The following is a 13,581-nucleotide window of genomic DNA, read 5'->3' as shown; positions in this document are numbered from 1 at the left end:
GCGTACGTTTAGCGGACTTAGTGCGAGAGTCGGAACTGCCCCACGGCCTCGTTGAGGTTGTGGGCTTGCTCCTCAAGTGACTCCGCAGCGGCAGCGGCCTGCTCGACCAGCGCGGCGTTCTGCTGGGTCACCTGGTCCATCTGGTTGACGGCCTGGTTGACCTGCTCGATGCCGCTGCTCTGCTCTTCCGACGCGGCCGAGATCTCGCCCATGATGTCAGTCACGCGCTTCACCGCGTCAACGATCTCGGCCATGGTCACGCCAGCCTGATCGACCAGCGCCGTGCCGTTGGAGACGCGATCCACCGAATCGCTGATCAGCGCCTTGATTTCCTTGGCCGCGCCGGCTGAACGCTGCGCCAGGCTGCGCACTTCGCTCGCGACCACGGCAAAGCCGCGGCCTTGCTCGCCAGCGCGTGCGGCTTCCACCGCGGCATTGAGCGCCAGGATGTTGGTCTGGAACGCGATGCTTTCGATCACGCCAATGATGTCGGCGATCTTCTTGCTGCTCTCGTTGATGCCACCCATGGTGTGGACGACCTGGCCGACCACATCGCCACCGCGCGTGGCCACATCCGATGCCGTCACGGCGAGCTGGCTCGCTTGACGTGCGTTGTCGGCGTTCTGCTTCACGATGCTCGTGAGCTCTTCCATGCTCGATGCGGTTTCTTCCAGCGAACTCGCTTGTTCTTCCGTGCGCTGCGAGAGGTCCGCATTGCCGGCGGCAATTTCTTGCGCGGCCGAGCGCACCGAATCGCTACCCAGGCGGATCTGCTGCATCACCGCCGTCAGCTTGTCGGCGAACGTGTTGAACGAGCGGGCGATCTGCGCGACTTCGTCTTCACCATCCGACGGCAGGCGCTTCGTCAGGTCACCGCTGCCCGAGCCGATGTCGTCCATCGCATCGCGGATCAGCGACAGGCGGCGGAACGCACGCGCAGTCATCGCACCGACGATCAGCGCTGCCACGATGGCCACCGCCACCAGGGCGCCGGCGGAAGTCATCACCAGCGAACGCATGCCGGCGGTCGCATCGGATTTGTCCAGTGCCACGACGAGGCCCCAGTCGGTGCCCTTCACGCCTTGGCGCCAGAGCAGCTTGGCGGCGCCATCGACCGCCACTTCCGTGGGCTTGTCGGCTTGCGCCAGCGTCGCCAGCGTCACTTCATTCAAGCCCGCCGACAGATCGGTGGCGGGCTTGAGCGTCAACTTATCGTCCGGGTGTGCAACGATCTTGCCGGCTGCGTTGACGATAAAGCCGAAGCTGGCCGGCGTCGGGTGGATCGCCTTCACGTTGGCGATCACGCTGTCCATGGCCACGTCGCCACCGATCACGCCCTTGAGGCTGCCACCTTCCAGGATGGGCACGGCAAAGGTCACCACCAGCTTGCCGGTGCTCGCGCTCACATACGGTGGCGTCACCACCGGCTTGCCGGCGTCCACGGCCTGCTTGTACCAGGGGCGCGCGGTCGGGTCGTAGGTGGGCGGAATGCCTTCGGGGTCAGAGAATTTGTACGTCTTGTCGGGGTAGCCGACATACACGTTGATGAAGCCGCCCGCGTCACGCACGGTCTTGAGCACCGGGATCGGGTCGGCAGACAGCGCCGTGGCCTGCAGGGCGACCATCATCTGGGACTTGGATGCGACCCAGTCGTCAATGCCAGCGATGTGGCCGCGCGCGACAGACTGCAGGTTCTGCTGGATGGATGCGTCGTTGTACGAGCGCGTAACCAGGTAGTTAAGACCACCAGCAAACGTCAGTGCGCCGACCACGATAGCCACGCAGGTCAGCAAAATTCGGGTACGAATGGATGCAAGCATATGGTTTCCTACGAAGCCCATGGCAGGGATTCCACCATGTAAGGCATGCGGCACACGACCTTGTTGGTCCTGCCGTCGAACAAGAAACGGCCGTGCCAAGGAAATCTGAAGCCCGATGTCGCGCACGTTCCATGGATTTGTCACGTTGCCCCTGCAGGCAACGCCCTACAAGCGCGCGCAGGACAGTCGCACAGTGCAGTCGAACTGCTTGATGCTGCACTGCAGACTGGGACAAACACTCGTACACCTGAGGACACAACACCAGCCTGTGCCAGGCGATCCGCGCGATGCAAGGCAGAGGCCCGATCCGGACGGCACATCGCGCTTCTCGCTCGCAAGCTGTTGCTTTACTACTCGGAGACGTCAACGTTTGCGAACCACCTCGTTGTGCCCCCGGGCTATTTACTCATCCAAACGTCCATCGAAGATCATTGCTGCATCACGCAGCGCAACTGCACTAACGCCGGCGTGGGGCACCGAACTATCGGCTGCCCCCACCCGCGCTACCAGCACCGACCCCAGTACCACCGCCTACACCAGCACCCGTGCCGCCGGCCGCACCGCTGTTGCCTCCACCACCGGGGGCACCAATCCCGCCCGTACCCGGCGCGCCGCCTGTACCTGTACCCGGAGCGCCCGGGCCGGTTCCGGTGCTGCCGCCCATCACGCCGCCCGACGTTGCCGCGCCGGTCGAATCGTTGGCGTTACCACCATAGCCACCGCGCCGTTGGGCGCCGGCAGCACCGCGGTTGCGCGAGGACCCTCGGTTGCCATTGGCGTTCGTATCGGCCGAGGCTGAGCCGGTACTGTCGGTGGCGGTGCTATCCGTTGCAGTGGGCCCCGTGGGCGCCATGCCTGAGCCAGTGGCGGAACTGTTGGACTGTGCGCCTGCCGCTTGGGCGTGGGCCACACCAGCGCCGCCTGCCAGCGCCAAAGCCACCAAGAGAGAAGAGACTCGGAATGCGGTCATGAGAGAGCTCCTAGATTGAGAAACAACCCTCAGCAATGAGCAAGGGCCGTTCCGCCTTCACCTGGTGGTGGGCCCAGCACTTTGGCGCCAGCAGTGGGTCTAGAACGTTCCGTGCTATGGGTGCGTGAGGCCCTACGTCACAATGCGTGGCGAATCGCTACGCCCGGCCTATACATTCATCGCTGTATGTATAATCGCCCGCACCCGGCGCCCATCCGCCCGGGCCAACGATGGAGTTGTTCAACGTGAGATTCCCCTTCCCGCTGCCGAAGTCATGGCGCGCGGCCCTGCCCGGGCTGGCGTCGGACCACGCATCGGGCGCCCCTTCCGATCGCCCGCGCGCGCCGGTTGCGCAGCCCTTGCCCGGCGATCCGGATGCCTGGATCGCGTGCGAGCACTGCGACACCCTGCATCGGCACGAGGTCATCGCGCTGGATGAAGAGGCGCATTGCACGCGCTGCGGCGTCAAGCTGTACCGCAACCAGAGCGAGCGCCTGTCGGTGCTGCTGCCGCTGCTGATCACGGGGATCATCGTCTACGTCGTGGCCAACGTCTTTCCGATTGCCGAGATGGACGGTGGCGGCAATCGCAACGCCACCACGCTGTGGGGCGCCATCGAGGCGCTGTACGACTACGGCATGGTGTTCGCGGCCGTGCTCGTGGCGCTCACCACCGTGCTGTTTCCGCTGATGTACATGTCGGTGCTGGCGCCACTGCTGGTCGCGCGGGTGCGCGGGCGGCAGCATCCCTCCGCCGCGCTCGTGCTGCGTGCGGCGGCCATGATCCGGCCGTGGGCCATGATCGAGATCTTCATGCTGGGCGTGGTGGTGGCGCTCATCAAGGTGGCGCACATGGTGTCGCTCGAAGCCGATGCGGGCCTGTGGGCATTTGCCGCGCTCACGGTGTTCCTGACCATCGCTCTGTCGATTGACCTGCGGCCGTTTTGGCGCGAGATCGGCCTGACGCTGCCACCGCGCACGCACGTCGATGCGCCCACCGGCCTCGATGTGGCGGCTCGCCCTGGTGAAGCACCCAACGGCGAGGACCGCGCATGAGCGCCACAACGAGTCCCGCCCCGGCACAACCGGCGCGCCCGCTGCGTGCCGCCGCGCGTGGCCTCGCCACCTGCGAGCGCTGCGGCCTGCTGGCGCGCATGCCCCACGCCGAGGCCGCCACGCAAGCCGTACTCACCCACGAAGATGTGCCCGAACCCGCGACGCCAGCGCCCGTGTGCCCACGCTGCCTGTCGCCGTTGCATGTGCGCAAGCCCGACAGCCTCGCACGCTGCTGGGCACTGCTGATTGCCGCGATGGCCATGTACCTGCCGGCCAACATGCTGCCGGTCATGATTACCGACACGCTGCTCGGCAGCCAGCAGGACACCATCATGAGCGGCATCGTCTATCTGTGGACGTCGGGCTCGTGGCACCTGGCCATCATCGTGTTTATCGCCAGCTTTTTTGTGCCGCTGGCCAAGCTGGGCATCCTCGCCGTGCTGTGCCTCTCGGTGCAGCGTCGCTGGCACTGGAACCCACGCCTGCGCACGCGCCTGTATGTGATTGTCGAGGCGATCGGCCGCTGGTCGATGCTCGACGTGTTTGTGGTGACGCTGTTGGCGGGACTGGTACACCTGTCCACGCTGGCCATCATCAAGCCCGGCCCTGGTGTCGGGCCGTTTGCCGGCGTGGTGGTGCTGACCATGTTCGCCGCCCGCTGTTTTGACCCCCGCCTGATCTGGGACGCCATCGACGAGCCCGATCCCGAAGAGACCGACGCATGACCGCCCCTGCTGATCAAGAGACCGTTCCTCCGCCGCGCCGTACCAAACGCAAGCGCTGGCTGCCCTCGCTGATCTGGCTGGTGCCGATCGTCGCGCTGCTGGTGGGCGGCACGCTCATGGCCCGCGTGATCCTGGCGCGCGGTGCGCTGGTGAGCGTCACCTTCAGCTCGGCCGAGGGCATTGAAGCCGGCAAGACGCGCGTGAAATACAAGAGTGTCGACATCGGCGTGGCGAAGGCCGTGGGCCTGACGGAAGACCGCTCCGGCGCCGTGGTGCAGATTGAACTCACGCACGACGGCAAGGCCTTCGCCGCATCCGACACGCGCTTCTGGGTGGTGCGCCCACGCGTGGCCGCCGGCAGCATCTCGGGGCTGGGCACGCTGCTTTCCGGCGCCTACATCGGCGTGGATGGCGGACGCTCGCACGACAAGAAATCCGAATTCAAGGGCCTGGATACGCCGCCCGCCATCTATGCCGACACGCCGGGCAAGCAGTTCAAGCTGCATGCGCAGGACATCGGCTCGCTCGATATCGGCTCGCCGGTGTACTTCCGCCGCGTGCGCGTGGGGCAGGTCACCGCCTACGACATCGACGCCGACGGCAAGGGCGTGAGCCTGCAGATTTTCGTGAACGCGCCCTTCGACAAGTTCATCACGCGCGGCACTCGCTTCTGGAACGCCAGCGGCATCGACCTGAAGCTCGACGCCAATGGCCTGAAGGTCGACACGCAATCGCTGCTGACGGTGGTGCTGGGCGGCATCGCCTTCCAGACGCCAGAAGGCGCGGACCATGAGCCGGCCGCACAGGACGCCACCTTCGATCTCATGCACAACGAGACCCAGGCGCTCAAGGACCCGGAGCACATCTCGCAGACCGTGGTGATGTACTTCCACCGTTCGCTGCGCGGCCTGACAGTGGGCGCGCCGGTGGAATTCAAGGGCATCAACGTGGGCGAGATCAAATCGATCGGCATCCACTACAGCAAGAAGCGCCACGAGTTCGTGCTGCCGGTCACGGCCACGCTGTACCCGACACGCTTTGGCATGGACATCCGCGAAGACAACGCCGACCACGCTGAGGAAGACGTGCGCACGCAGTTCGACGTGCTCGTCCAGAACGGTATGCGCGCGCAGTTGAAGAGCGCGAGCCTGCTGACCGGCCAGCAGTTCGTGAACCTCGACTTCATCGACCCGGCAGAACGCGGCAAGACACCGCCGCGCTTTGGCGTGCGCGACCGTGATGGCGCCTACGTCTTCCCGACCGCCGACAACCCGACCGACGACATCGAAGCCCAGATCGCGGGCATCGTGAAGAAGCTCAACAAGGTGCCGTTCGAGCAGATCGGCCAAGACGTCCACAAAATGCTCGGCTCGCTCGATGCCACGCTCAAGCAGACGGAACAACTGGCCAAGACGGTCAACAGCGACCTCGCTCCGCAGATGAAGGAAACGCTGGCCGAAGCGCGCCGCACGCTGAACGCGGCACGCCAGGTCTTCGGGGAAGACGCCCCGCTGCAGCGCGATGCACGCGACACGCTGGACCAGGTCGCCAAGGCCGCCGCGTCGGTGCGCGTGCTGACCGACTATCTGCAACTCCACCCGGAATCGCTGATCCGGGGCAAGTCCAAGGACGCGCAATGACCCGGGCGAACATGACCACGATGACACTGTCTTCCCTTCGACTGGCCGGCGCATTGGCGGCCACCGCGCTGATGGCGGCATGCGCCTCGCCCGAGCCGACGCTGCATACGCTGTCGGTGCGGCCGGCGGCCACGAACGCGGAACGCTTCCTGCGTGCGTTCCGCCTCGCAGGTGTGCGCGTGCCCGATCGCCTGGACAAGCCGCAGATCGTGCTGCGCACGTCGGACAGCGAAGTGCAGGCGCTGGAGCAGCAGCGCTGGGCGTCGCCGTTCGGTTCGGAGTTGCGCGATGCGCTGTCGGCCCAGCTGGCCGGCGCGCTGTCTGCCGTGGATGTGGGGGGTGGCGTGGTGCCGGCTGGCGTGCCGCTCTATCGCATCACGGCCGACATGCCCAGCTACGACGCACGCCCCGGCCAGAGCGTGGCGGCGTTGGTGGCCTGGCGCGTGACACGCGATGCGGCGACACCGGGCTCGGCGGGTGCACCGGGCATGCCGGGCACAGGCGGAGCTCCCGCCCTCGCCTGCCAGACCACGTTGACGGCACCAGTGGCGGCGGACGCAAGCGCGAGTGTTGACCCTGTCGTGTCTTCAACGCAGCAGGTGGTGCAGCAGTGGTCTGCGCAGATCGCGCAGAGCGTGCTCGCGCTGGAGTCGCACGCGTCCGCCCCGGCGGGTTGCCGGTAGCCCGATCAGGCGTTGGCGAGTTGCGCCGTCAGCTCGCCCAGCGTGGTGAGCGCGGCTTCCAGATTGGCCGAGGGCGGCAGCCCGAAGCAGATGCGGAAGAAGTGGTCGAAGCGGTTCAGGTTCGAGAACATCGTCCCCGGTGCAATGCGGATGCCGCGCGCCAGCGCCGCCTCGAACAAGGCCATCGACGACACATTGGGTGGCAGTTCCACCCACATCGCGAACCCACCCGCCGGCACCAGTAGCCGCGTGCCGGCCGGAAAGCTCGCCGCAATCGACTCCGCCATGCGCTCGCGCTGTTCGCGCATGGTCTGGCGCAAGGTGCGGAGGTGACGGTCATACGCCCCCGAGGCAACAAAGCGCCCCACCACGACCTGCAGCAACGAATCGTTCGGCCGCGACTGCGCGAACTTCAGCATCTGCACACGCTCATGCCAACGCCCGGCGATCACCCAGCCCAGGCGTACGCCAGGCGCCACCGTCTTTCTCAACGACGCGCAGTAGATCACGTTGCCCGTGCGGTCCCACGCTTTGATGGCCTTCAGCGGCGTGGGGCTGTCGGCCATCGGGCTGTAGGTATCGTCTTCGATCAGGACGATGCGGTTGGCATCGCAAAAGGCCGCCATGCGCCGCTTGGCCGCGTCCGGCATGATGCTGCCGAGTGGGTTCTGCAAGTTGGGCACCACAACCACCGCGCGGATGTTGCCGTACGCGTGCACCGCCATTTCCAATGCTTCGATGGACATACCGGTGCGCGGGCTGGTGGGAATTTCCACGGCGCGTAGCCCCAGGCTTTCCAGCACTTGCAGCAACCCGTAGTAGGTGGGCGATTCCACTGCCACCGTGTCGCCCGGCTGGGTCACGGCGCGCAGCGCCAGATTCAGTGCCTCGATACAGCCGTGCGTGACGATCACCTCGTCCGGCGCAATCTGCACGCCCATGTCGAGCGCGCGGCGGGCCACGGCGGTCTGCAGTTCCGGATGCCCGTTGGGCGTCACCGCTTCCGTGAGCAACAGTGGGTAACGGCGCAGCACCTGCGTAGCCACCCGGTTGAGCGCGGCAGACGGATACAGCGTAGCCGCCCCAGTAGCGCCCGCCAGGTCGATGCGCACATCGGCATGCTGCCCGCGCGCCACGATGGCCGACACGCGCGCATGCACGCCCACATAGGCAGCGGGATCGGGCGTGGCGACTTCCGGCTCCTTCACCGGTGCAAGCAAGGCCCGGCGCGGCTGGCGCACGAAGTAGCCCGAGCGCTCGCGCGCTTCCAGCCAGCCTTCCGATTCCAGATGTCGGCACACCTGCAGCGCCGTCGAGAGGCTCACGCCGTGCGTGCGCATCAACGTCCGCACGGAAGGCATGCGCTGCCCCGCTGCCAGCACCCCGCTGCGGATCGCGCCGAGGTAGTGGTCGGCGAGCGTCCGGTACAGCGGCTGCGCGGGGGGCGGGGTCAACTCGATGACAGACATGGCGGGCGGGAGCGCGGTGAGGTGTCCGGCACATCATGCCGCCAGCGCCGCAACCGCAACAGATACAGACAACGCGAAACTGTACCGTAACAGATCGCCACGATGGCCCGCCTGTTGCGGCCCCTGCGCTGACGTCTGTGTCTGTTGGGCAGAGGCAGCCCTCCCTACGCTGCAGTCATGTTCAGGAGATCGACATGACTGCGCAAACATCCCGCCCCTCCCACCCGCTCCACCAAGCGCCCGAACGGCTGGCCGTCGCCGCTGGCTGTGCCAGCGTCCAATGGTGGCCAAGTGGCACCACGCTCATCGTGCTGGAAGGCCGCGCCACGCTGGTCCAACCCGCACAGTGGGTGGCGGATCAGACGCTGCGCCCACATCAGCCGCTGAGTGCCGGGCACGCGCTCGTGCTGGATCGCTCAGGCTGGTGGGGCCTGCAAGCCGATGCGGGGAAGGTCGTGCAATTGCAAATCGTGCTGCCTGCCGCAGCCGCGTCACGCCTGCGCTGGTCTGCGCTTCGGCAGTGGCTGTTCGGCTGGGCGGTGCCGCGCCAGACATCGCGTGGCTGAGGCCCAGCGCAGTCCCCGTCTTATCCGCTCATTTGCCCGCTTTGTGCGGTGAGCCGGCAGGATGCTTGCCGTCGTCGGGGTGAATGGATGCGTTCTCGAAGTCGCCCGGGTCTTCCTCGCCGACGCCGCTTTCGCTAGGGACCGCGGGCACCACCGGACGCTTTGCCGTCTCACCGGGGTGGGCATCCGCATGGTGTCGGCCGTTGTGCTTGCCGGTGTCCTTGTGCGTGCTCATGGCTGTTTGCGGCTGTTCTGATGCTGGCCAAGGCGCTGCTGGTTCTGCGGCATTTGTCCGCCATGCGCGGCGGCGCGGCCATCTTCCGCTGGCGACTGCACCGGGCGCTTGCCCGATTGCTTGGTGCCGTGCGGCATCGCGGCGCGCTCGGCGCGATCGGCTTCCACACGTTCCTTGGCCGCGTCCAACTGTGTTGCGGCGGTCGGTTTGTGCTGCGGTTGTTGCTTCATGGTCTGGCTCCTTGTCGGTGACTGCAGGGTGACAGCAGGATCACGGGGCAGGCCCGCACCCAAGGGGGACGCAACCTGCGTGCCGCCGCCGCACCGCAAGAACCCACGCTCGTATGGGTATCCGCCTTGCTGCGCAGACAGCATCGCGCCAAGCGCGCGCAGCACGCACGGAGACTTCACATGGCAACCAGCAATCTGTATCGCACCGGCGAATCCCCGGCCCAGACGGGCAAGGGCCACGGGACCGACGCACTCGGCCCGTCCGACAGCTCGGATTCGGGCAGCGACGTGGTCGGCGGCCCGGGCTTGGGCAGCGACGTGGAAGACCGCTTTGACGAGGACCCAGCTGTCCGCCCGCACGGCAACGCCGCCAACCGCACCGCCGGCGCCGACTTGGGCGACGCCAACCTCGACAGCGACACCGATTCCACGGGCACCGGCGAGCGCCTTGCCGCCGGTCATGAGCCCGTCATCCGCGAAGGCGGCGATCTGATGCCCGACGCCGTGCACGATCTGAACGATCCGAATGCCGAAAGCCCCATCGACGACGCCCAGTTCGAGCACGCCACCGAACTGGCCGGCGAAAACGACGACGCCGATGCGCCCGATGCCGTAGACCTCGACGACACGCCGATCGACCACCAACCCGGCGCGCGCGACCTGCCGCTGCGCTCGCCCACCGGCGGCACCGACTGGTCCGACAACATGCGCCGCAGCCGGCCGACGAACAAGGGGCGCGGCGTGCCCGGCAAGCATCGCGAGTAGCGACTCGGGCCCGCTCAGCGCGTTGTTGCGAGCGGGCCTACACTGGCGGCGGACCGTTGCGCGCGCGTCTCAGTTGGGCGCCAGGCATCGGGCCGCCTGCCCACGTTTGGGCTAAACCCGCCCCCTTCTCCCCATGACACTTCAACGTTTCTCGTTCCGCGCGGCCGCGCTGGTGGTTGCAGTGGCCTCTGCCCTGCCCCTGGCCGTCTCCGCGCAAAGCCAGCCGGCAACCGCGCGTGTGCGTGCCACCATCACCGCCGCGCACGGCAACAGCCTGGATGTGACCGACACCGCCGGTAACAAGGCCACCGTGGCACTGCCCGCCGATCTCACCGTCACGCAAATCGCGCCGACGGAACCCTCAGCCATCCAGCCCGGCAGCTATATCGGCACAGCCGCCGTCAAGCAGCCCGACGGCACGTTGCGCGCGCTGGAAGTGCATGTGTTTCCGGAAGCCATGCGCGGCACGGGGGATGGCCATCGCCCATACGACCTCGGCGCCAACAGCACCATGACCAACGGCACGGTCGAGCAAGCCGGCGCCGTCACGGGCGTGAGCGGCACGCAGGGCCGCACGCTGTCGGTCAAATACAAGGACGGGGAACAACGCATCGTGGTGCCGCCCGAGGTGCCGATCGTCACCTTCGCGCCGGGTCGCCGCGATGAGCTGAAGGCCGGCGCCCATGTCGTGCTGTTCGTGCGCGCCGATGCGCAAGGCGCCCTGACGGCGCAGCGCGTGCTGGTGGGCAAGGACGGTCTCGTCCCGCCGATGTAAGGGTGGCGGCGCGCCCCGGCGACCGCCGCTCTTCGGGTAGCGCGCGGTGGACCCGCGCTGCCCCGCCTCCAACAGACAAGGCTGAGCCCTGGACGCCGGCCATCGCGCCGTCGACATCCGTGAACGCCCCTTTTTGGCGCGTTCACGGACCTCGGACAGGCATTCACGGACCCCAGACTGCCGTTAATGCTGCTTTTTTAGGCATTCACGCGCCGCAGACTGGCGTTGTCGGACCTCAGACCGGCGTGAATGCAGCTTTTTTGAGCATGAACGCAGCCCAGACTGGCGTTGCCGGACCCCGAAGGTCCAACCACGGTCCGCACGGCACCGATGGCGGGTGTCGGAGCCCCATCACCGGGTCCTCCACCTCCGCCACCGGCACCCGGGCGGGCGACGCCTCAGAACGGCTTGCTGACCGACAGCAGGAACGTGCGGCGCGGCGCAAACTGCGGCGCGCCCACGCCAATCCCCGTGCCGTCGCGCAACTGATAGCTGCGGTCGAAGATGTTCAGCACCGTCAGCCGCGTCTTGAACTTGCCGAGCATCGGCACGTTGAAGTCGCGAGCGGCGCCCAGGTTAGCCTGCCAATACGCCGGCAGGTGGTTCGTGTTCGCAAAGCCATTGCGCAGGCCGGTGCCGAACAGCGCATCGGCCATCCACGTCGTGCCCCAAACCTTGTACGACACGCCGGCCGACGCGGTCAGGCGCTGGTCGTGGTCGAGGTTGACCCAGTGGCTGTTGATGTAGGCGAGTTCGTCGGCACCAAAGTTGAACTGGCCCGTCTCAATGCCCTTACCCTGCGCGCGCGACACGGCCATGTTGAGGTACGCGCCAAAGTTGCCATTGCGGTAGTTGGCGCTGCCCTCCAGCCCGTAGATGCGGCCACGCTCGTAGTTGAACGCCGAATACAGCAGCGCATTGCCGAACTGCCCTTCGTCCTGCAGATGGCGCACGTCGCGGTAGTACGCATCCAGGCCCAGCGTGAGGTGCGGCGTGAGCTGGTGCGAGACCCCCAGGTCAAAGTAGTTCGAGCGTTCTGACTTGACCGCCGTGTTGGCGTCCGACGGCAGCGCATTCGTCGTGCCGGCAAAGGCCTGCACCGACGTGGTATCGAACTTCTCGGTGGGCGGCGGCGTGAAGTAGCGCGCGTAACCGGCATGCACACGCGTGCGCGGCGTCAGGTCGTACGTCACGCCCAGGCGCGGGCTCAACTGCTGCTCGCTGACGATGGTGTTGACGTGGTCGTAGCGCGCGCCGTAGTTGACGGTCAGCTTGTCGGTGGGCTTCCACTCGTCTTGCAGATACACGCCCAGGGTCGTGCCGCTGCCGCTGTGGTTATCGACGATGGTGAACGGCGTGCCGCTGGTCTGCGCACCGGTGTCGTCGGCGGGGAACACGCTCGATGTGTTGTCCGCCACAAAGCGCTCGCGCTGCACGAACACGCCAGCGCGCAGCGTGTGCTTGTCGCTCAGCTTGTAGCTGGCATCGCCCTGCAGGCCGTAGGCCTCGTTGCGGCGCGTGATGTCGGCCGCCACGCCGTTGTAGACCAGGTCGCCAATCGGGTCGGGCGTGTAGTCGATGCGGCTGGCGCGGCGGAACACCGACACCTGGTAGTCCAGCTTGGGCGACACCTTCTGCTGATACGTCAGGATCTGGAAGTCGGTCTTCTCGCGCTGGTTGGCGTTGAGCGCTTCCGAGGCCGGCGGCACGGCACCATCCAGCGTGAACTGCGGTTGCAACCCAGGCCGCGTCGGAATCTGGAAGCGGCTGTTGGACGTGCCGAACATGAAGCTCACGCGGCTGTCGTTGTCGAGCAGGTACGAGAGCATGCCGAACGACTTGTTCTGCGTGGTGTGGTCGTGCGTGGCGTTGCGGTTGCCGGTGGGGTTCTCGATGCCAAGGTTGTTTTCGGCAAACACACCGCTCAGGTAATAGCTGAAGCGGTCTTTCTGGCCCTGGATCTGGGCGTTGACCTCGTGCGTGGCATTGCTGCCCAGCACCGTGCCGATCTCGCCGCTGATGGCTTTGGGCTCGCCGTCTTCATCGTTGGCGGCGCCCTTGGTGGTGATGTCGACCACGCCTGCGGTGCGATAGCCGTACTGCGCCGGCAGCGCACCGGTCAGCACGTTGATCTGGTTGGCGAAGCGCGTGTCGAGCATCTGCCCAAACCCGCTGATCGGCTCGGGGATGATCACCCCGTTGATGCGGTACTGCAGGTTGGAGTGGTCCCCCCGCACATGCAGTTGGCCATAGGAATCCTGCACCACCCCTGGCGCCTGCAGCAGCACCTGGTTCAGCGGGGTGGCATCACCCAGCGGCAGGCGGGCGATGTCGTCGGTATCGAATTTGTAGACGGAGCTGCCGGTATCCGGCGACAGGCCGTTGCGCGCGGCGTCCAGCCGCTTGGCAGTGACGCGGGTTTCGCTGAGATCGCGCACGTTGGTCGCGGGCGCGGGGGACGTGGTGGTGGTGGCGGGCGTGGCGGCCTCCTGCGCGAACGCAGAAACGGCAGCAACGGAGGGCAGGACGGCGGCCAGCGCCATCACCAGCTTGCGGGGCTGGAACGGAATCATGAAAGAACCTTTGAATCGAGCAGATGCGTCAAACAGCGGCGCGTGCACGCATCAACACAGCGGGCACGCCAGCGG

General features: G+C 66.6%; 13 protein-coding genes. 7 read left to right on the top strand and 6 right to left on the bottom strand.

Annotated features, from left to right (window positions below; genetic code table 11):
- Positions 1 to 17 precede the first annotated feature (17 nt).
- The gene (locus ACS7SF_RS13475) at positions 18 to 1,820 is read right to left on the bottom strand and encodes a methyl-accepting chemotaxis protein (RefSeq protein ID WP_439890256.1); all 1,803 of its coding nucleotides are present in this window, start codon (positions 1,818 to 1,820) and stop codon (positions 18 to 20) included.
- Between the two features lie 481 nt (positions 1,821 to 2,301).
- Positions 2,302 to 2,790: a hypothetical protein gene (locus tag ACS7SF_RS13470; RefSeq protein ID WP_439890255.1), complete on the bottom strand. Its 489-nt coding sequence runs from the start codon at positions 2,788 to 2,790 to the stop codon at positions 2,302 to 2,304.
- A gap of 230 nt (positions 2,791 to 3,020) precedes the next feature.
- Between ACS7SF_RS13470 and ACS7SF_RS13465 the strand changes: the two genes are divergently transcribed.
- From ACS7SF_RS13465 to ACS7SF_RS13450, 4 genes are read left to right on the top strand one after another with little or no spacing between them, the layout of a single operon-like run.
- On the top strand, positions 3,021 to 3,845 hold the full coding sequence (locus ACS7SF_RS13465; RefSeq protein ID WP_439890254.1) for a paraquat-inducible protein A: 825 nt from the start codon (positions 3,021 to 3,023) through the stop codon (positions 3,843 to 3,845).
- Positions 3,842 to 4,570: a paraquat-inducible protein A gene (locus ACS7SF_RS13460; protein ID WP_439890253.1), complete on the top strand. Its 729-nt coding sequence runs from the start codon at positions 3,842 to 3,844 to the stop codon at positions 4,568 to 4,570. Before ACS7SF_RS13465 ends, ACS7SF_RS13460 begins: the two co-directional genes overlap by 4 nt.
- The gene (locus ACS7SF_RS13455; RefSeq protein ID WP_439890252.1) at positions 4,567 to 6,210 is read left to right on the top strand and encodes an intermembrane transport protein PqiB; all 1,644 of its coding nucleotides are present in this window, start codon (positions 4,567 to 4,569) and stop codon (positions 6,208 to 6,210) included. Before ACS7SF_RS13460 ends, ACS7SF_RS13455 begins: the two co-directional genes overlap by 4 nt.
- Entirely contained in the window at positions 6,207 to 6,893 is a 687-nt protein-coding gene (locus tag ACS7SF_RS13450; protein ID WP_439890251.1) for a PqiC family protein, read from the top strand. Before ACS7SF_RS13455 ends, ACS7SF_RS13450 begins: the two co-directional genes overlap by 4 nt.
- A 5-nt stretch (positions 6,894 to 6,898) precedes the next feature.
- Here ACS7SF_RS13450 and ACS7SF_RS13445 read toward each other — a convergent pair whose 3' ends face one another.
- The gene (locus ACS7SF_RS13445) at positions 6,899 to 8,362 is read right to left on the bottom strand and encodes a PLP-dependent aminotransferase family protein (RefSeq protein ID WP_439890250.1); all 1,464 of its coding nucleotides are present in this window, start codon (positions 8,360 to 8,362) and stop codon (positions 6,899 to 6,901) included.
- Between the two features lie 194 nt (positions 8,363 to 8,556).
- On the opposite strand from ACS7SF_RS13445, the gene ACS7SF_RS13440 reads away from it, so the two are divergent.
- Entirely contained in the window at positions 8,557 to 8,928 is a 372-nt protein-coding gene (locus tag ACS7SF_RS13440) for a hypothetical protein (protein WP_439890249.1), read from the top strand.
- A 28-nt stretch (positions 8,929 to 8,956) separates the two neighbouring features.
- On the opposite strand, the gene ACS7SF_RS13435 is transcribed toward ACS7SF_RS13440, so the two are convergent.
- Positions 8,957 to 9,163: a hypothetical protein gene (locus ACS7SF_RS13435; RefSeq protein ID WP_439890248.1), complete on the bottom strand. Its 207-nt coding sequence runs from the start codon at positions 9,161 to 9,163 to the stop codon at positions 8,957 to 8,959.
- Complete coding sequence (locus ACS7SF_RS13430; RefSeq protein WP_439890247.1) at positions 9,160 to 9,393, bottom strand: hypothetical protein; 234 nt, start codon at positions 9,391 to 9,393, stop codon at positions 9,160 to 9,162. The genes ACS7SF_RS13435 and ACS7SF_RS13430 overlap by 4 nt, the downstream gene beginning before the upstream one ends.
- A gap of 180 nt (positions 9,394 to 9,573) precedes the next feature.
- On the opposite strand from ACS7SF_RS13430, the gene ACS7SF_RS13425 reads away from it, so the two are divergent.
- Complete coding sequence (locus ACS7SF_RS13425; RefSeq protein WP_439890246.1) at positions 9,574 to 10,158, top strand: hypothetical protein; 585 nt, start codon at positions 9,574 to 9,576, stop codon at positions 10,156 to 10,158.
- A 133-nt stretch (positions 10,159 to 10,291) separates the two neighbouring features.
- Positions 10,292 to 10,933: a hypothetical protein gene (locus tag ACS7SF_RS13420; protein WP_439890245.1), complete on the top strand. Its 642-nt coding sequence runs from the start codon at positions 10,292 to 10,294 to the stop codon at positions 10,931 to 10,933.
- 398 nt (positions 10,934 to 11,331) lie between these two features.
- Here the strand turns inward: ACS7SF_RS13420 and ACS7SF_RS13415 are convergent, their stop codons facing one another.
- On the bottom strand, positions 11,332 to 13,506 hold the full coding sequence (locus tag ACS7SF_RS13415; protein WP_439890244.1) for a TonB-dependent receptor: 2,175 nt from the start codon (positions 13,504 to 13,506) through the stop codon (positions 11,332 to 11,334).
- Positions 13,507 to 13,581 lie beyond the last annotated feature (75 nt).

This window comes from Ralstonia sp. 25C (genome assembly GCF_051904805.1).
GTDB lineage: Bacteria > Pseudomonadota > Gammaproteobacteria > Burkholderiales > Burkholderiaceae > Ralstonia.
This window is presented reverse-complemented; position numbering and strand designations above follow the sequence as displayed.